Origin of the sequence: Pseudoalteromonas rubra (genome assembly GCF_001482385.1) — a bacterium.
Lineage (GTDB): Bacteria > Pseudomonadota > Gammaproteobacteria > Enterobacterales > Alteromonadaceae > Pseudoalteromonas > Pseudoalteromonas ardens.
Map to the genome: position 1 here is coordinate 806,640 of NZ_CP013611.1, position 18,818 is coordinate 825,457.

Annotated in this window: 15 protein-coding genes and 1 pseudogene; 2 read left to right on the forward strand and 14 right to left on the reverse strand. The window is 43.4% G+C overall.

The genetic code is table 11. From position 1 onward, the window contains the following. Positions 1-211 precede the first annotated feature (211 nt). Complete coding sequence (locus tag AT705_RS03610) at positions 212-4,300, forward strand: hybrid sensor histidine kinase/response regulator (RefSeq protein ID WP_058795526.1); 4,089 nt, start codon at positions 212-214, stop codon at positions 4,298-4,300. Positions 4,301-4,363: 63 nt separating this feature from the next. Here AT705_RS03610 and AT705_RS03615 read toward each other — a convergent pair whose 3' ends face one another. From AT705_RS03615 to AT705_RS03640, 7 genes and pseudogenes are all read right to left on the reverse strand, one after another. Further along, entirely contained in the window at positions 4,364-6,085 is a 1,722-nt protein-coding gene (locus tag AT705_RS03615) for an FAD-binding oxidoreductase (protein ID WP_058795527.1), read from the reverse strand. 190 nt (positions 6,086-6,275) lie between these two features. Beyond that, entirely contained in the window at positions 6,276-6,764 is a 489-nt protein-coding gene (locus AT705_RS25625; RefSeq protein ID WP_335339071.1) for an ADP-ribosylglycohydrolase family protein, read from the reverse strand. Next, complete coding sequence (locus AT705_RS25630; protein WP_237113777.1) at positions 6,682-7,173, reverse strand: ADP-ribosylglycohydrolase family protein; 492 nt, start codon at positions 7,171-7,173, stop codon at positions 6,682-6,684. Before AT705_RS25630 ends, AT705_RS25625 begins: the two co-directional genes overlap by 83 nt. A 134-nt stretch (positions 7,174-7,307) precedes the next feature. After that, positions 7,308-7,778 (reverse strand): DUF3291 domain-containing protein, encoded by a 471-nt coding sequence (locus AT705_RS03625; RefSeq protein ID WP_049865238.1) that lies wholly within the window; start codon positions 7,776-7,778, stop codon positions 7,308-7,310. Positions 7,779-8,112: 334 nt separating this feature from the next. After that, positions 8,113-9,240 (reverse strand): serine hydrolase domain-containing protein, encoded by a 1,128-nt coding sequence (locus tag AT705_RS03630; protein ID WP_058795528.1) that lies wholly within the window; start codon positions 9,238-9,240, stop codon positions 8,113-8,115. Between the two features lie 279 nt (positions 9,241-9,519). Continuing rightward, a pseudogene (locus AT705_RS03635) lies at positions 9,520-9,785 on the reverse strand (ATP-binding protein); the annotation flags it as partial. 223 nt (positions 9,786-10,008) lie between these two features. Continuing rightward, positions 10,009-10,380, reverse strand: coding sequence for a VanZ family protein (locus AT705_RS03640; RefSeq protein ID WP_058795530.1), 372 nt, complete (start codon positions 10,378-10,380; stop codon positions 10,009-10,011). A 134-nt stretch (positions 10,381-10,514) separates the two neighbouring features. On the opposite strand from AT705_RS03640, the gene AT705_RS03645 reads away from it, so the two are divergent. Next, positions 10,515-11,717 (forward strand): IS4 family transposase, encoded by a 1,203-nt coding sequence (locus tag AT705_RS03645; protein WP_058795531.1) that lies wholly within the window; start codon positions 10,515-10,517, stop codon positions 11,715-11,717. A 120-nt stretch (positions 11,718-11,837) separates the two neighbouring features. On the opposite strand, the gene AT705_RS03650 is transcribed toward AT705_RS03645, so the two are convergent. The 7 genes from AT705_RS03650 to AT705_RS03685 form a co-directional block, all read right to left on the reverse strand. Beyond that, complete coding sequence (locus AT705_RS03650) at positions 11,838-12,290, reverse strand: hypothetical protein (protein WP_058795532.1); 453 nt, start codon at positions 12,288-12,290, stop codon at positions 11,838-11,840. 118 nt (positions 12,291-12,408) lie between these two features. Then, the gene (locus tag AT705_RS03655; RefSeq protein ID WP_058795533.1) at positions 12,409-12,942 is read right to left on the reverse strand and encodes a hypothetical protein; all 534 of its coding nucleotides are present in this window, start codon (positions 12,940-12,942) and stop codon (positions 12,409-12,411) included. 106 nt (positions 12,943-13,048) lie between these two features. Next, a complete protein-coding gene (locus AT705_RS03660; protein WP_058795534.1) occupies positions 13,049-13,438 on the reverse strand; it encodes a hypothetical protein in 390 nt (129 codons plus the stop codon). Positions 13,439-13,587: 149 nt separating this feature from the next. After that, positions 13,588-14,202, reverse strand: a complete 615-nt coding sequence (locus AT705_RS03665; protein WP_058795535.1) for a hypothetical protein — start codon at positions 14,200-14,202, stop codon at positions 13,588-13,590. Positions 14,203-14,310: 108 nt separating this feature from the next. Further along, entirely contained in the window at positions 14,311-14,736 is a 426-nt protein-coding gene (locus tag AT705_RS03670; RefSeq protein WP_058795536.1) for a hypothetical protein, read from the reverse strand. Positions 14,737-14,870: 134 nt separating this feature from the next. Next, entirely contained in the window at positions 14,871-15,485 is a 615-nt protein-coding gene (locus tag AT705_RS03675) for a hypothetical protein (protein WP_058795535.1), read from the reverse strand. Positions 15,486-15,989: 504 nt separating this feature from the next. Next, complete coding sequence (locus AT705_RS03685) at positions 15,990-18,800, reverse strand: bifunctional aconitate hydratase 2/2-methylisocitrate dehydratase (RefSeq protein WP_082668909.1); 2,811 nt, start codon at positions 18,798-18,800, stop codon at positions 15,990-15,992. Positions 18,801-18,818: the final 18 nt, after the last annotated feature.

Sequence of the window (18,818 nt, forward strand, 5' to 3'; positions counted from 1 at the left end):
TTTTGCTTAATGGTATAAACAGTATTGGGATAGACTGAAACCTGCTCAGCAAATAATAAATTTTTAACAGTATAAACAACTGAATGCATAGAAATCGTTCGCAAATTCAACTAGCCTAGTAACACGAGCTCCGCTTTTTAAGCATCTTCTTTGGTTGCCAATCATGCATTTGGGTAAACGGCTTTTTCTAGTCTATTTCGGTTTGGTCTTGATGGCTGTTACGCCAGCGCTGTGTTTTGGCAACATCCCGGTACTTGCCAATCAATACTCAGTTAAAAAGCTGACTGCTGAGGATGGCTTCGTCTCATCCGAAATCTATTCCATCATACAAGATCAACAAGGCTTACTCTGGTTTGGCACTGCAGAGAATGGCGTGATGCGCTATGACGGTCGAAAAGTCACCCTGTTTGAATTTGATGGCCAAAGTGACACTGGCTTATCGCACAATGATGCTGGCAACCTGATGTTAGATAGAAATGGGGACATTTGGATCGGCACCTGGGGCGGAGGGGCCAATCGCTATGATCCAAAGACCGGACAGTTCGAAAACTTTCGTCATGACCCTAAACAACCAACCTCAATTTCAGCAAACCGGATCCAGTCTTTATATCATGACCTGGATGGTTCAGTCTGGCTGGGCTCATATGATAGCGGGCTTAATCGCTACCTGGGGCAAGGTAACTTTGAGCATGTCAGTAAGAGCACCGACTCTGTTACTAGGCTATCTCACAATCGAATCTGGGATATAGAAAATGATGGCATGGACCGCCTTTGGATAGCAACGAGTTACGGCCTGAACCTCTACGACAAAACCACTCAGCGTTTTAATTACTTTTTCCCGGACCCAACAAACACCACCCCAACCGGTACCAATGAAATCAGGCACATTTTAAAAACGTCGCATAACAAGCTGTACATCGGAACCCAGCAAGGTCCTTTTGCATTCGACCCAGCCAGTGCTGAGTTCAGTAAAATTGGCCCTGCAGATGGCCCCCACCTGGGACAGGTTAACTCTATGATTGAAGATCAGGAGGGTTATATCTGGTTTGTAACCAGTCAAGGCGTGTTCAGAAAACACCCGTCGAATGAAGAATTAGTACAGCTGGAACTTGAGTACAATAATGGCATGCGGATTATATTTGAAGACAATGCCAAAACACTATGGATCACCAATGAGGTGCACGGTATTTTTAAGCTGGTACCACATCGTAAATTCAAATCTATCAGCAACTCGATGCTCAAAGCGCCAAATGGCATTGCTACGGATAAAAATGGTGACCTGCTCATCGTCAATTCGACTTCTCACTTGCTCAGATGGGATGTCGCATCACAAACCCTGCACCCTCTCTCCCCGCCGTTATTTAATGAGTTTAATGGCTTTAGTGAAAATCGACTCCTTGAACGCCCTGTTTTACATCTCGACGGTGATGCCACTTTGTGGGTCGCGCAGAATGAGGGGCTAGCACAGTTTAACCTGGATACACGTGCCGTGACGCTTATTCGCTATCCAAAGGATGATCCAAACCACAGACAATTTCGGGAAATAAGAGCACTTGCAGTTGATAAACAAGGCAACCTCTGGGTAGGGACATACAAAAACGGGGTTTACATTTATAATCCGGACGCTGGTACCTTCAGACACCTTGATAGCTCTTATGGCTTGTCACACCCAGAAGTATTAACCATATACAAAGATAATGCGCATAATATGTGGGTCGGCACCGGTAACGGCGTAAACCTATGGCTTGAAAAAGAGCAGATTTTTCAACCTTTTGTGAATAACCCCTATCGTGAGGACAGCCTGCTTGGCAGCATTGTACAGGATATCTACCAAACCCAGGATGGGCAAATCTGGATTGCTACCCAACAAGGGCTCAACCTGTATCAGGCCAAGACGAACAACTTTGCGCACTTTAGCACGCAAAATGGCCTGCCAAGTAACTTGATCCGCGCAATCTCGGACGATATGAGAGGTAATTTATGGCTAACCACAAACCGAGGCATCACTAAGTTTTCACCGTCAACGGGTAAAGTGAGTAATTTTGACAGCCATAATGGATTACTTGGATTAAATTACTATTCTGATAGCCTGATCAAAGCCAAACGAGATCTGCTCTTTACCAGTAGCCAGCGCGGTATCGAATATTTCAGTACACGTCCTTTGCAATCAAACCTCAAGGACCCTACGCTTATCTTGACGGGCTTTAACAAGATGGGACAACCCGTAAAACTGGATAAACCTTACTCCTACGTCACAGATATATACCTCACCTACCTGGATTATATTTTTTCTCTTGAGTTTTCCGTGCTCGATTTTGTGTCACCTAATAAAAACCAGTATGCCTATAAACTAGAAGGCTATGACGACAACTGGATAGACATTGGTAACCGAAATTCAGCCTCATTCACGAACCTGGATGGCGGCACTTATACACTTCAGGTAAAAGCCACCAATAGCCGGGGTGAGTGGAGTGAGCAACTGTTATCAATTAACTTGCATGTTGCTCCACCTCCCTGGAAAACCTGGTGGGCTTACACACTCTATGCCATAGCATTTGTTTTGCTTATTTTTACCGTGATTTATCTGCGCACCCGCATGCAAAAAGCAGAAATCAATCGCCAAAAACAATTCGTTGTGCAGCTTGAAGAACAAGTTTCACAGAAAACGGCTTCTTTGAAATCACAAGCGATGGAGCTGGAAGCTGCCCTAAAAAAAGCAGAGCAAGCAACCCGCCTGAAATCTGAATTTTTGGCTAACATGAGCCATGAAATAAGAACGCCAATGAACGGGGTGTTGGGCATGCTGGAGCTTCTTAAGCACAGCGAATTGACACCTGAACAGGAGCACTCTGTCGGCATTGCCAGCAGCAGCGCTCACTCCCTACTCGGTCTGATCAACGATATTCTGGACTTTTCAAAGATTGAGGCTGACAAGCTGGAACTTGAGTTTATCGATTTCGACGTCAGGCAGCTTTTTGAGCAGCTGGCTGAATCTATGGCACTTGGCGCTCAAACGAAAGGGGTAAGCTTAGCCGTCGACCTGACCGGTGTCCAAACAGCTATGATTAATTCAGACCCAGGTCGGATCCGACAAATCGCAGCAAACATCCTCAGTAATGCGATTAAATTTACTGAGCAAGGCGAAATCGTGATGAGCGCGTCACTGACTCATTCTATCAGTGATGACAAAACCATGCTTACCTGTCGCATTCAGGATACCGGGATTGGCATACCTGAAGAGATGCTTTCGAGCTTGTTTGATTCCTTCACTCAGGTTGATGCTTCTACCACCAGAAAGTATGGGGGGACAGGATTAGGCCTGAGTATTACCAAACGGCTGTGCCAGTTGCTGGGTGGTGATGTATCTGTTTCTAGCACCGTTGGGCACGGCAGTTGTTTTGAGTTCACATGTCAGGTCAACCCATGTGAGATCACAGAGCCAAAAGCCCCCGCATTTTCGTCATTAAACATCCATGCCCTGCTAGTCGATTCAGATACCTCAAGTAACGAAGTCATAAAGCATCAGCTCGAGCGTTGGCATGTACAGGTTAGTGAAGCACACAGCGCAGAACAGGCTTTGCAGATACTCTCTGTAAGCAGCATTGACATTGTGTTTTTCAGCAGAACACTACCTACAATGAGTAGTGAATTAATGACCCGTGAGATCAGGCAAAACCGCCAGCTTAGTCAGCTAAAGCTCATCATGATGACGCTACTGGACGAACAGTTTGATGCGGTTGAATCAAGCCCGGTGCCTTTGGATGGCTACTTCACGAAACCAGCTACCCAACACGATTTGATGAAAGCACTGTCTGGCTTAGAGCCCAGTAAGAATCAAGAAGAGGATACAGGCCCTAGCCACAAACAAAATCAGGCCGATACACAAAACTTCCCGTGGGCAAAAGACACCCATGTATTACTGGTCGAGGACAATAAAGTCAATCAATTGGTCGCAACGCGGATCTTAGAACACCTGGGCGTGACCATCGACATTGCAGAAAATGGCTTAGAGGCATTGGACAAACTGCGCAACACGGAAACCGAAGCATATACTCTGCTACTAATGGATTGCCAAATGCCAAAAATGGATGGCTATGAAGCCACCCGGCGTATTCGCTCAGCTCAGGCTGGCAATCATTATACCGATATCCCCATCATTGCAATGACAGCAAACGCAATGCAAGGCGACAGGCAAAAGTGCCTGGATGCAGGTATGGATGACTATATAACAAAGCCCATAGAGTCAGCCAAAGTTACAGAAAAGCTTGAATACTGGGTAACCAAAACCACTATAACCTGAGTGGAATGGCAATTGGCTGGCCCCACTTACAGAAGCCCTACGCCAGCCAATACTGGTGAATTATTAGATAATGGTTTTTCTGCTTCTAAACAGGCATTTGGAGTCCTGACTCTGGTCGAGTTTAACGCCAATTAGCGACTCATAGCTGTCACCAAAGTAATCTTCTGTTTTCACCGCCGCATCCTTAAAGCTGATAAATGCCCCTTTCGTCTCTGGTATATCAAAACTTCGACATGACTCTATCCAGTCTTGTGCTCTGTTTTCATAAAATCGTGTTGAGATCAGCTTTGCGATATCTGCGGGTTCATTACCCTGCGCCGGCTGATCCCACCACGTCTGATACTGAATCGTAAAGGGTCTGTCCTGATAGGGGAATGCACAGCTCACTTTATCCTGTTCTGATAATTGCTGTTTGTCGGAATAATATTGGCCACTGATAGCGCCTAAGGTAATGTAAGCTGCGATGTTGCTGCCTGTAGCGTCGCCCTCTAACAAGGTAGACTGCAACGATTTGACCAGCGCTTGTCTGCCAGCGCGACCCCATTTTGAGGTAGGCATTCTCGACGTTATCTTATGTGGTGCAGGCCCGTCTGTTTCTAACTGAATACCACCGTGTTCTCTGTCCCAGCTATCAAAGTCCAGAGAGTAACCAGTGTGATTAGTCGCGGCGTTAAACTCTACTGCATGTGCGCAAGTTCTCTGATAAAACTCGTTGAATTCGTGAATGACGTCATTTTTTTGCTGTTGCTTCTCTGTGTCAGTTAAGCAAGGGTCCTGATTGATTAGAGAGACCAGATAGTAAGCCCATTGTGTCATCATGGTTTCCAGTTCAGTTTTTGTGCCACCAAAATGGCCATTCAGTTGCCAGCTTAATAGAGCATTTTCACTGATCTCGGATACACACTTAACCCCTTTTGCATTTACTTTAAGGTTGGTACCGATCAGGTTTGGATTTTGACCAGGTGCGGTTAACTGCTCCCAGGCCGCGATAATGTCTACAGCTTTGATTTTTTCTAGCGCCGGAAATGAGTCGCTTTTAATCACAAAACTCTGAGCAATCTTTGGTAATTTAAATGGCTTAAAAACCAATTCTGTGACAATACCATAGCTGAGCCCACCGCCGCCTCGCAGCGCCCATAATATACTGTTGTTCTGATCAGGATCGCTTTGTGGCTCACGATCAGATAAGGTCGGCTCCTGATTGAGCTCAGCACTCACACCTAAGTACTTTACAGTCCCATCGCCAAGTACTATGGTCGCACCAATCAATCGCTCACATCCCATACCGTATTTGCGCGTCCAGGGACCCCAGCCGCCGCCCATGGTATAACCAGCAATGGCCACACTCTGACACGTGCCATGAGGGATACCAAGGTGATATGTATCGAGCTCTGCCTTAATCTTCTCAAAGATAGCACCTGGTTGAATACGCACACCAAACGTTTGTTCAGTGCTGGATGGCAGTTGCGCCTGATAAACATTCACATTGTTCATCAGTTTAAAATCTATCAGTAGTTTGCCGGTTGCAACGCACTCACCTTCGTGGTCATGACCTCCAGATTTAACGGCAATTTCAATATCATGCTTGGTTGCATGCTCAATAAGCGCAGCAACCTGTGCCGTATTCTTGACCTGTACAATGGCACTGGGCGCAAAATCAAATCTGCGATTAAAAACTTTACGTGATTTGTCATACTCGTCACGACATTCATCAGGGCTAAATATAATTGGTGGGTTGGCGGCGAATGGTTCAAACAGGTGTTTAAGGTCGTCGATTAAAGACATAGCGACTTATTCCTTTTGTAATAGTTCATAGCTGCATTGTGTGTCGGCACGATAACTAAAACCATTACATCGTGTTACAGCGCTGGTGCATGAACATACCTGTGAGAGTACGCATTCACCTAAGAGTGTTAAGCCTAACAGCCTGACGCCGGGTGGTGCCGCGCTGCCAAGTGCCGGCACAACCCGCTTGTTAGCTGGCCACTCCCGCTCGATATAAATCCAAAACGAGCTGCTTAATTTCGCTAGCCATTGCTATTGATTCTCGCCACTCTTTAGGTATTCCACTATACCCATAATAAGCTCCAGCAATTTGCCCACATATTGCCGCTGTTGTATCTGCATCGTTTCCGATATTCGCTGCGAGTAGTATTGAATCCTTGAAGTTTTCGCCATGGTAAAAGCACCAAAGTGCAGAGATTAAGCTTTCAATCACGTAACCGCTGCCAGTAAGCTCCATGTAATTCAAAGTATTAAAACTAAAGTCAGATATCGGCTGCAACTCAGCACAAAAATTACCAGGGATGGTTTCGAATATTTCGTTTTTACTATTAGCGTTGAACGCTTTATGAATTAAGTAGCCAAAAAGCTCGCAAGATTCAATGCACAGAGGAGAACCATGCGTGGTTCGTGAACTTTCTCCCGCATACTTTATACAAGCATCGATATCCCCCGAAATAATATATAGGGATAGGTGCCAATCTCATAATTGACCCATTACCAGATGAAAACTTGTCGATGGAACCGCTAAAAGGATTCCTGGTTTCCTGGTACTTTCTCAACGCGTCAGATACCGTCATTCCAATATCAAAACACTTTCCGTTACTGCTCATGTAACCATCATTATACCAATCACAGTAACGAATCATTTGATCAGTTGGGTCAAACGCATTCTTGTGGAGCAGGCTATGAGCTAAACATAACGCCATCGACGTGTCGTCGGTCCACTGCCCTTTCTTCAGATTGAAAGGACCGCCACCGACCATATCCTCAATTGGCTCAAAAGAGCCTCTTGACGCAAATTCCAAGGTAGTACCTACTGCGTCACCACAAGCAAGCCCTACCAATGAACCAATTATCTTATCTTCCAAATCAACTCCATTTTCTCACTCAACAGGACTAGCAAACACCCATTCCAAAGCTTGTCAGCTGTACATAAATACAGAGCATAACGAAACATACAGGGTTTAGGTACAGATGGGTGTCTGTGTTTTTTATAGTGGATTTAATCAACAAGACCCTTACGTAAACTTTTTGCTTCACTCTCAGTGAAGTTAGCCTTAAAGGTAAATGCATAAGCTGTGTCACCCATTTTTCTGAGGTGTTCCAGTCGCTCTTTAGCTTCATTGAGATCAGGGGTTTGATTATCTTCGATCCACCAAAGAACATACGTATCTTCTGGCAAACGATGAAACCACTCGCTTTTCCTGCGCATAAAATCGCGATGGTGGGTGCGGAACATAAAGTTTTTCAATGCATCTACAGATTCCCAAACCGACATATTGACAATCATATTAGGGTCATCAAAGGCCTTAATAGATGTTGCATCACCTGATTCATCTTTGAGGCGCCAAATAAACCCTTCACTACTTTCCGCTATTCCATTGATTAAATCTAAATTATCGACAAAATCTTTCATTTCCAGACTGTCTAGAGGGTATTTTGCTAACGCTATGTTCAACTGTGCTAATTTCATACACATTGTTCCTTTTCATATTCCGAAAGCGTATAACGCTGTTGTCTGAGAAATCCCCAGATATTTAAAATTAAAACCAATATGATGAACACACTCCGCCTTGTTTGACTTAGTTCATATCGCCAAAAAACCAACCGGATAATAACACCATACGTGAGATCTCTAGCCTACACGATATACTCAGAAAAAACTGCCTCCAAATTCATGTGCGCCTTATGAGTGGCGCTAATCTGGTGCCAGTCTTACTGTTCAACTGAGCTGGCAAACCCACAGGCATCCATTCCTAAATTCGTGCCCTCCTCCAAGTATGCAGCGAAGCGGAACTGGTCTACTGTTAAGCATCCGACTTTGAGGCTTTATTATATGCCATCAAATAGTCAAAAACCTTATCTGAAATGGCTTCTAACTTTGGTTGAGTATTTTCCTCTGCTAAATTTGTTACGATGAAAATACCAACATTTTTACTTGGATATATGGCCAGCCAACTAGAAGTGCCCATTGAGCCACCACTTTGATAAAGCATCAGTTCATTGGAATCATATTTAGTTGTGTACCAATAAAATGCCGAGCCGTGGCCCATCCAACTCTCTTCCAAAAGTTGATGAGAAATTGCCACCTCAGGCTCTGAGGATAATTGGTGTTGCATGTAACGAGTGACAGACTCAACGTTCGAAGTTAATCCTCCACTAGCAAACCAATAAGCACTAGCCAAGGGCATTTGATTGCCATTTCCATCTGTACCGACTGTCACTTCACTTACCTCGGATTCTGTACGTCTAAATTTCGTTCCCTGCTCTCCAGACTTGCTCGTGATCATTTCAAAAACCAGCAACTCAAAAGGTTTTTGGTAGACTGATTCCAGAATATATCCGGCTAAATTAGTACCGACGTTTGAATACAGGTAATCCTCACCAGGGGTAGAGTTAAGCTGCACTTTTTCAAGATCATCAAAGTAGTCATCTCTGGAGTATTTTGATATTTTTTCAAAATATCTGCCTTGCTCAATGTCTTCACGACTAACAGCAAAAGTTCCTGGAAGACCACTAGTATGGGTCAAAAGGTGTCGTAAAGTTATATATTGGTTAGACAGCTCTAAGTTTTTGTATTTTTTATCTTTAAGGTAATGACGGATATCTTTATCAAGCTCAACTTTCCCTTCAAGAATGGCCTTAGCAACAACTAACCCTGTATAGGTTTTGGTTAAAGAACCAATTTCGTATATTGTTTGGTTGTTAGGCATATCGCCATTACTAAACGTCCCTAAATGATATTGGTGAGTATCTTCTGAGTCTACAATCGAAATTGAGACGACCTGCCCAACATTTCCATCAATAAGTTCTATGAGTTCATGTTTAGTGTTTGATTCAAAATTAGTTGCATCATGACTTCTACAAGAGGCCAACGCTGCCATTAATGAAATAACCAATATCGTTGATTTAGTTTGAGTTATGAATCGGCTCATTTTTTTCCTTTTAATATATTTTGAATATCATTCTTTAGACGATAAGATTCCGCAAAAGGTTTAAATGTTAAATTAACCCAGATACTTAGCGCCTTAGTCTGGGGTTTCAGATATTAATATAGTGGCTAGAGTTAGAGAGGGGCTAGCAGACACCCCCCCCAAATTCCAAAAGCAGGGCTCGCAGATACCCCCAAATTTGCCTGCCCTACTTTGTCAACGATCACCGACAACTGATCCACTTTTAGCCTGAATTCGATCATTCAAAATTGATCCACTTGTTTACTCAGGTATTGCGCCTGCTCGGCGCTTGTCTTTCAATCTGTAGCTTTTCCACTCAACTGTAAAACATGCGAATGGTGTAGTAAGCGGTCTAACATTGCTGCTGTTAATGTGGCGTCATCGGCAAACGCCATGGGCCATTGCCCAAACGATAAGTTGCTCGTTAAGATGACGCAGCCATCTTCATATCGCTTGGCGATCACATTAAAACACAGATTCGACTCTTCTCGTCCGAATGGTAAGTAACCTATCTCATCATTGATCAACCAGAAGGCGGCAGACATATATGGACGCTCCATTGATGTCTCTTTTAATTCTCACATCAGACCCCCAAATACAGAACAGTTTCTGATTGGGTGTCCGTGTTATTCAACCAGCTAACACCTAATTAAGTAGTGAGTAACGCTACCACCGACCTAAACCATTGTGCCGTAAACACTAAAGCTGATTCAAACAAAAAGCGCCTAGCGTTGTGAATCACTCTTAAATTTATTGTTGTAGCGATTTTTCTTTCAGGAAAATCGACCGAGCAAAAGAAGCAATTAAAATACCTACAACTAGCCCTAAACCATTTGCGCCTAAGTCGAGCCACTCACCATAACGATTTACATATGGCTGAACCAATTCAATAACACCACTATAAACTAAGAAACCTACGATAAATAACAGCCACTTTTCGGGTCTCGCTAACGCTACTGGAAATGCCAAAGCCCCATAAGCAATAAAATGGTGAGTTTTATCTGTCCCAGGAACGGAAGGAAGATTATCTATCGGATATAGGGACAAAACAGTAATTGCCACAACTATTAAAGCCGTGAATAGCAACCAATAAAGTCGAACTAAGTTTAACAAAGATTTCAAGATATTCTCCGGATCGCTATAACGCCTCAGTCTGAGGAATCCCCAGATAATTATATTTCAAATCAATGTGATGGACACGCACGGCATTGTTTGATCTAATTTATTTCGCCAAAAACTAACCAGATAACAACACCATGCGTGATATCACCATCCTACACGATATGCTCCGAAAAAACTGCCCCCAAATTCATGCTCGGCGCCTTGATTCATTAATGCTGGCAACTGAGACTTTGCTCGATAGCAATCAACTCTCACTTACCGAGCTTGGCCGGAATATGAAGGGCCCTGTCGCTGCTAAGCACAATATCAAGCGCATGGACCGGCTGCTTGGCAACACAGCCATGCATAACGACCGACTTGCTATTTACCGCTTCCATGCGCGCCTGATATGTGGCGCTAATCCCATGCCTATTTTGCTGGTCGACTGGGCAGATGTGCGTGAGCAACTGCGGCTGATGACGTTACGTGCTTCCGTCAGCATTCAGGGACGCTCAATGATAGTGTATGAACGTACCTTCACGTTTGCTCAATACAACTCACCTAAGTCCCATCAGCTGTTCCTTGACGAACTTGCCAGCATCCTGCCTGATAAATGTATTCCACTCATCGTGACCGATGCTGGCTATCGAAATACCTGGTTTAGACAGGTCGATAAAAAAGGTTGGTTCTGGCTGGGACGGGTGCGTGGCAAAGTCACTTATCAGCATCAAAACAGTGAAGATTGGCATGTAAATCAGGCTCTTTATCCATCAGCTACTCCCCGTGGTCGTTATATTGGAGAAGTAAAGCTTGGCCGAAAAAGCCCAATTAGCTGCCATCTTCATTTATATAAAGCCAAACAAAAAGGCCGTACTGACAGGCGCTCATCAAAAGCAGGCAGGCATCATACCGCCCAAAAAAGTTATCGAACTGGCAGTAAGGAGCCTTGGCTATTAGCCACTAACCTGCCCGCAGAATTGTTCAAACCCAAACGTGTCGTCTCACTTTACGCCAAACGTATGCAAATCGAAGAAAGCTTTCGAGACCTGAAAAGCCCCCAATACGGGATGGGTCTGCGGCATAGTAAAAGTCGATGCCCCAACCGGCTCGATATATTGTTATTACTCTCTTTGCTGGCGACCATTATTCTCTGGTGGATAGGCCTGTATGCCCAACACTCAAATTGGCAACGAAAGTTCCAGGCAAATACCATCAGAGATCGTGCTGTGCTGTCGACTGTAAGGCTCGGCAAAGAGGTTAGGCGACGAAGCGATTATGTTATGACGGGGAAGCAGCTGCGCTGGGCTATACGTGAATACGTGCGCTTGATACATCTGCTCGGGAGGCCTCAATTATGAGGGGATCCCCCAGCGCTTGCCTAACCGGCGTAAAATAGCAGGCTAAAATTAGCGACAAAGGAGCGCAAGCCTGCTGTTTTGCGTCCTTTGGTTTAGCACTTGTTATACATCATTATATCCCTACCTTTCACTAGGTGCTCTTGGAGGTGGCGGCGGAGCTTCCTCTGCTGACTCGAAGCTAAGAAGTTCTGTTAACTTAAACACCTTCCAATTTGCACAAAAAATTATATCCGACCTATCTTTTTTAGTAGTATTATATGACATGATTATCTCTATTTTATCTACGTGTTTACTAGCAACACTAAGATAGGAGCGATAATACTCTCCGATATAACTGAAGTCCTCGTGTATGTCTAAATCTAACTCAAATTCACCATCTAAATTTGCAGTAACGCTACTTAAAAAGGTGTCGCCTTTCTGTATTGGCGATAATATTTCATACACTTTTAGTTTTTGATTGGGGTTGGTCTTTTCAAGAATTTCTACGGAGAAAGGTAAAAACTCTTTTGCTTTCTCACCACATGCGAAAACTTTTAAACTGAACAAAAATATAAATGCTAGAAACGTACGCATAACTTTCCATGATGTATAACGCCGCAAATAAACGGCAAAAATTAGTTGGCTAAAATTTGTGAGGCACGAACAAAGCCAACTGGTTTTTGTCCGCACTTTTAATTTGCTTTGTTAGGCATCAAAATGCCAATACCTCTGAAAAGCTATATAACAATTTTCCATTAAGGCACTTATGATTACTTGATACAAATTGAGCTGTCCACCCCTTTGCACCACTTGAGCCAATTTTAGATTCAATTAGCTGGTCATATAACTGTTCTAAGTTTAATTCTTGAAACGAAGATAGTGCTTCCTCCAAGTCAGCCTGACTCCCTGATGCGGGTATATTTACGTTGGCGTTGTAAACTGCATCTATACTCTTAGGTTTGTAAGCATCAAACTTTGCAACAAGCTCAGGATTGCTTCCCATAAACGCATCCAATTCTTCTTTTTCATTTGAATCCAAATGATAAACAAATGCAGAATCACAGCTTTCTGTTGAAAAGGAGCGCTTATAAGAGTCGTTTACAAAGCGTGAAGAGAAAATGACAATTCTAGGTTTGTTAGTTTGACTTTGAATATCAAAATCATTGAGTTCTAGAATTCGGTGAACTCTCCATATTCCTGAACCATAGCTTCTGACCCAATCTCCGATCTTAATGTTATCGTCCATACTTTCCTTGATGCCTAACGCCTTACTATTGGGCGCAAAAATGCTTGGCTAGAATTAGCGACGAAGGAGCACAAGCCAAGCGTTTTGCGTCCTTTTGAGTAACTTGTTATAAGCCGTAATTACAGCCAAGCAACCGCGAACGAATATATTTGTCAATCTTGCGCACTGTCAAATCATTATATATTTTGCACCACTCTTCGTGGTTTCCGTAGTCTGCAATTTTATAGATTATTAAATCTAAATTTCTATTTGTGATTTTAGGGTGATTAAGAGTTTCAATAAATTTAGTAGAATTTTTCAAACCCCAATTTACGATTACCCCATAGGTAGCAGCCCCCGGAGCCTCACCTTTATACTCATTCAAATAATCAATAATTTGCTCACTAGAAGGGTTTTTATCTAAAAATGAACTAGTAACTCTATTTGCTTCACAGATTGAATCGCACTCACAGCCAACTAATAGTAATGCAACTAGTGTCACCGAAAGTCGATTCATTTGCCAAACTCTCCTAGGCTTATAACGCCCTGTTAAGGTGTGAGCAACGCAATACCGATGCTGCCGCATACCATCTTAAACACTAAAACTAACGCATAGTAAAAATGCCACGCGTTGCGAATCACTCTTAAACAGTTTGTTAGCAGTAATTAGATCACCGTGACTTCTTGAAGGCGAGACCTAATCTGATTGCACGCTTTATCTATGGCTGAGGATATCTGCTCACTATTTTGAATTGCGTCTTGGTAATAACCTGGCTCATGACGCCTGCCCACCTCAAAATCAACACTCTCATGATGACATTTAGCTTTTACCTCTTTTAGTGCCTCATAAACGGTTTCTGCATAAAATGGTTTATGAGTTTCGAGCATAATTGAAAACTCGCTGTAAGGTTTAGCAAACGCTTTAAGTCGCTCGAACTTTCGAGCATCTTCCGTTTGGTTGGGGTCAATATAGTCCATAAATGGTCGTAACTTCTCCGTAGCAACTTTAAGTTCTACAAGTGAACTCCAAACCTTACTATATATCTGGTATTCATGATCAAATTGCACTTGTGAGACGTAAGTAATTTTACTTAATCGAGCCTCATAGCGTTTCGAAGACTTATCCAGCTCAACCTTTAATTTGGACAGATCTTTATTAATAGAGCCTTTATATTTCTCTATTACTACGGATAACCAGAGCTTGCCTATCAAACCAAACAACGCAGCAAGAACGACGCTCGTTCCTCCCATGATTACAACAAATTGATTAAATAGCTCCATAGTTCCTCATTACTGCTAACGCTCGCCTAACCGGCGAAAAATGCTTGGCTAAAATTAGCGACGAAGGAGCGCAGCCAAGCATTTTGCGTCCTTTGGTTTAGGCACTTGTTAGGCATTTGCATGACTATTTATTCGAATTGGGCCCATATGAAGACCAAAAACAATTGTAAGTTTCCTCTTAGGGTTATGAAAGAAGATCATAAAACCTGTGTCATTGGGTTCTTCGAATTCATCAACCGTACCGTAGTAATTAATAAACCAATCAAGTTTTTGAGCTTTCTTCTTGTCATTGTCATTAAACTGTTCACTAAGATAATTTACAAATGAGATCTTATCAGCAGAAAAACCAACGTTAATACGGGTTTCATGATTCTCTGCAACATACTCAAAATCGACACCTTTCTCTTGTGACTTTTCAACTCTTTCTACTGAGGAGAATTTAGAGAGAAGGTCTTTTACCTCTTCAGGTGAAGCTTCCAATTCAATAATTGGGAAGTTTGGTTCAAATTTTTTCTTTTTGAATAATGACAACATAGATGCCTAACGCCCTGTTAAGGTGTGAGCAACGCAATACCGATGCTGCCGCATACCATCTTAAACACTAAAACTAACGCATAGTAAAAATGCCACGCGTTGCGAATCACTCTTAAACAGTTTGTTAGCAGTAATTAGATCACCGTGACTTCTTGAAGGCGAGACCTAATCTGATTGCACGCTTTATCTATGGCTGAGGATATCTGCTCACTATTTTGAATTGCGTCTTGGTAATAACCTGGCTCATGACGCCTGCCCACCTCAAAATCAACACTCTCATGATGACATTTAGCTTTTACCTCTTTTAGTGCCTCATAAACGGTTTCTGCATAAAATGGTTTATGAGTTTCGAGCATAATTGAAAACTCGCTGTAAGGTTTAGCAAACGCTTTAAGTCGCTCGAACTTTCGAGCATCTTCCGTTTGGTTGGGGTCAATATAGTCCATAAATGGTCGTAACTTCTCCGTAGCAACTTTAAGTTCTACAAGTGAACTCCAAACCTTACTATATATCTGGTATTCATGATCAAATTGCACTTGTGAGACGTAAGTAATTTTACTTAATCGAGCCTCATAGCGTTTCGAAGACTTATCCAGCTCAACCTTTAATTTGGACAGATCTTTATTAATAGAGCCTTTATATTTCTCTATTACTACGGATAACCAGAGCTTGCCTATCAAACCAAACAACGCAGCAAGAACGACGCTCGTTCCTCCCATGATTACAACAAATTGATTAAATAGCTCCATAGTTCCTCATTACTGCTAACAGCTTATTAGCGTGAATGCCGGTTAGATCCAGTTCCTAAAACCGTACAGATCCACAACTAAATTATTTTATTCATAGCAAGAACAATAACCTACCACCATTGCTCTCATTGCTCAAGCCAAAACGGCTTTGTTGAAACCGAGCCTTGTTCTTAGCGAGACTTGGGGTCTCGTTATGTAAAACGGCTAACACAATAAATTTCAATAGTTTAACAAGGTATACGGCATAAACGAGACTTTCAAGCGCGGAGAAAACGAGAAATTTGACATGGAAACTGACTAAATTCATTTATACCTGTATAGATAAACAGCATTTAGAGTAGGAATGCCCTAGTCTCCTTTTTTGGTATCTGTACACACATAACTCAGCATTTTCCTTTGCAGTTAAAAACAAAGAAAGCGTCTAAACAGGCTACCCCCCACAATCTCCACCCAACAAAAAAGCGCGTATAAACGCGCTTTTTTCAGTCTTTTAATCTTTGAAGATTAAAGTACTTTAACAGGTACCGCTTGCTCTGAACCGAACTTAGTTGTTAGTTCTTCTTCAAGCGGGGTGAACGCAGTCAGGTCGATGCCTTCAACAGCAACCTGGTACTCGTCCATAGTTGGGAAACGACCCAGAATCGTTGAAAGTACTACCAGTGGCGTAGAGCCAAGTAGTGATTCACCTTTCTTCTCGTTAGAATCCGCTACAACACGGCCCTGGAACAGACGCGTAGAAGTTGCGATAACTGTGTCACCTGGTTCTGCTTTTTCCTGGTTACCCATACACAGGTTACATCCAGGACGCTCAAGATACAGGATGTTTTCGTACTTAGTACGTGCCGCTGTCTTCGGATTTTCATCATCAAACTCAAAGCCTGCGTACTTAGCCAGTACTTCCCAATCGCCTTCTGCTTTTAGCTCATCAACAATGTTATATGTTGGTGGCGCAACAACCAGTGGTGCTTTGAACTCGATTGAGCCGTTTTGCTTCTCAAGGTTACGTAGCATCTGTGCGATGATCTGCATGTCACCTTTGTGAACCATACAAGAACCAACGAAGCCCAGGTCAACTGGCTTGCCATCGTAGAAAGAAACAGGACGGATCACATCGTGCGTATAACGCTTAGAAACGTCTTCGTTGTTTACATCCGGGTCAGCAATCATTGGTTCAACGATTTCGTCCAGGTTAACAACCACTTCTGCGTAGTACTTAGCATTGTCATCAGGTGCAAGTGCAGGTTGCTCACCTGAGTTGATACCCGCGATACGCTCATCAGCCAAGTCGATAAGGCCTTGTAACGTCTTCGCTTCGTTCTCCATGCCCTTGTTGATCATGATCTGAATGCGGCTCTTAGCCAGCTCGATTGACTTGATCAACGTTTCATCGTTAGAGATACAGATTGACGCTTTCGCTTTCATCTCTGCAGTCCAGTCAGTGAAAGTGAACGCCTGGTCAGCCATCAGAGTACCAATGTGTACTTCGATGATACGGCCCTGGAATACGTTCTCACCGCCGAATTGCTTCAGCATTTGTGCCTGAGTCGCGTGTACCACATCACGGAAGTCCATGTGCTTAGCCATGGCACCTTTGAAGGTTACTTTTACAGACTCTGGAATTGGCATTGCTGATTCACCAGTTGCCAGTGCCAGCGCAACAGTACCTGAGTCAGCACCGAATGCCACACCTTTAGACATACGCGTATGCGAGTCACCACCGATGATGATAGCGCGGTCATCCACAGTAATGTCGTTCAGTACTTTGTGGATTACGTCTGTCATTGAGTGGTAAACCCCTTTAGGGTCACGTGCTGTGATCAGACCAAACTTGTTCATGAACGCCATTAGCTTAGGAATGTTCGCTTGCGCTTTTTTATCCCAAACAGACGCAGTGTGACAGCCTGACTGGTATGCGCCGTCTACCAAAGGAGAAATTGTAGAAGCAGCCATGGCTTCCAGCTCCTGAGACGTCATTGGACCTGTGGTGTCCTGAGAACCAACGATGTTCACTTTAACACGAACGTTAGAACCAGCGTGAAGTGGTGTTTCAGAAGCAACACCTACTGCGTTACGGTTGAAGATTTTCTCAACCGCAGTCAGACCCTGACCTTCGTGTGAAATTTCTTTTGAAGCCGCGTAAACAACAGGTGCTTCAATGCCCAGCGTTTCGGCTGCAAATGTTTGTAGCTTCTTACCGAATACCACAGCGTAAGAACCACCGGCCTTCATGAACTCTACTTTTTGTGGAGTGAATGAAGAAGATACATCAACCAGCTCTTCGCTACCGTTAAATAGCTTCTGTGCTTTAGTATCGATAGTAAGTACCGTACCAGTCGCTACAGAATATGCTTCTTCCAGTACTGGGTCGCCGTTCGCGTCAGTCACTACGTTGCCGTTTTCATCGGTTTTCTTCACCCAGTTTTTAAGGTCAAGACCGATACCACCGGTTACATCAACGGTTGTCAGGAAGATTGGTGCAATACCGTTAGTACCCGCAACAACTGGTGCAATGTTGATGAATGGTACGTACGGGCTTGCTTGTGTACCTGCCCAAAGTGCAACGTTGTTCACACCAGACATACGAGATGAACCTACACCCATAGTGCCTTTTTCAGCAATCAGCATAACTTTTGCATTTGGGTGCTTCTTCTGTAGCTCAACAATTTCTTGCTGTGCTTCAGGGGTGATCATACATTTACCGTGTAGTTCACGGTCAGCACGTGAGTGTGCCTGGTTACCTGGAGAAAGTAAGTCAGTTGAGATATCACCTTCACCGGCAATATAAGTAACAACTTCAATTTTCTCAGCAATATCAGGCAGCTTAGTAAAGAATTCAGCTTTCGCGTAGCTTTCTAAGATGTCTTTTGCAATTGCATTGCCCGCTTTAAACGCCGCTTCTAAACGTGACGTGTCTGCGTCATAAAGGAAAACCTGCGTTTTAAGTACGTCAGCAGCTTGCTTAGCAACCGCTTCGTCGTTGCCCAGTGCAAGGTCAAGTAGTACCGCAATTGAAGGACCGCCTTTCATGTGAGAAAGCAGTTCAAATGCAAAGTCCGCAGAAATTTCAGCTACAGTCTCTTCGCCCAGGATAATTTCTTTTAGGAATTGTGCTTTCACACCAGCAGCGCTGGTTGTGCCCGGAAGCGTGTTGTAGATGAAGAAGTTCAGAGAATCTTCACGGTGCTCATGCCCTGTGTCTTTGATTTGGGCAATAATTTCAGATAGCAGATCAGCGCTATCGATTGGTTTTGGACTCAATCCAAGTTCCGTTTTACGGGTTTGGATTTCTTCCATGTACTCATTATACAAACTCATATAAACCTCGTCAGGCAG

What these genes read in the sequence shown, in the direction of transcription:
- AT705_RS03655 (WP_058795533.1), bottom strand. Translation starts at nt 12,942, where the DNA reads ATGGACGATAACATTAAGATCGGAGATTGGGTCAGAAGCTATGGTTCA.
- AT705_RS03625 (WP_049865238.1), bottom strand. Translation starts at nt 7,778, where the DNA reads ATGAAATTAGCACAGTTGAACATAGCGTTAGCAAAATACCCTCTAGAC.
- AT705_RS03650 (WP_058795532.1), bottom strand. Translation starts at nt 12,290, where the DNA reads ATGCGTACGTTTCTAGCATTTATATTTTTGTTCAGTTTAAAAGTTTTC.
- AT705_RS03610 (WP_058795526.1), top strand. Translation starts at nt 212, where the DNA reads ATGGCTGTTACGCCAGCGCTGTGTTTTGGCAACATCCCGGTACTTGCC.
- AT705_RS03660 (WP_058795534.1), bottom strand. Translation starts at nt 13,438, where the DNA reads ATGAATCGACTTTCGGTGACACTAGTTGCATTACTATTAGTTGGCTGT.
- AT705_RS03615 (WP_058795527.1), bottom strand. Translation starts at nt 6,085, where the DNA reads ATGTCTTTAATCGACGACCTTAAACACCTGTTTGAACCATTCGCCGCC.
- AT705_RS03685 (WP_082668909.1), bottom strand. Translation starts at nt 18,800, where the DNA reads ATGAGTTTGTATAATGAGTACATGGAAGAAATCCAAACCCGTAAAACG.
- AT705_RS03630 (WP_058795528.1), bottom strand. Translation starts at nt 9,240, where the DNA reads ATGAGCCGATTCATAACTCAAACTAAATCAACGATATTGGTTATTTCA.
- AT705_RS03665 (WP_058795535.1), bottom strand. Translation starts at nt 14,202, where the DNA reads ATGGAGCTATTTAATCAATTTGTTGTAATCATGGGAGGAACGAGCGTC.
- AT705_RS03675 (WP_058795535.1), bottom strand. Translation starts at nt 15,485, where the DNA reads ATGGAGCTATTTAATCAATTTGTTGTAATCATGGGAGGAACGAGCGTC.
- AT705_RS03670 (WP_058795536.1), bottom strand. Translation starts at nt 14,736, where the DNA reads ATGTTGTCATTATTCAAAAAGAAAAAATTTGAACCAAACTTCCCAATT.
- AT705_RS03645 (WP_058795531.1), top strand. Translation starts at nt 10,515, where the DNA reads ATGCGTGATATCACCATCCTACACGATATGCTCCGAAAAAACTGCCCC.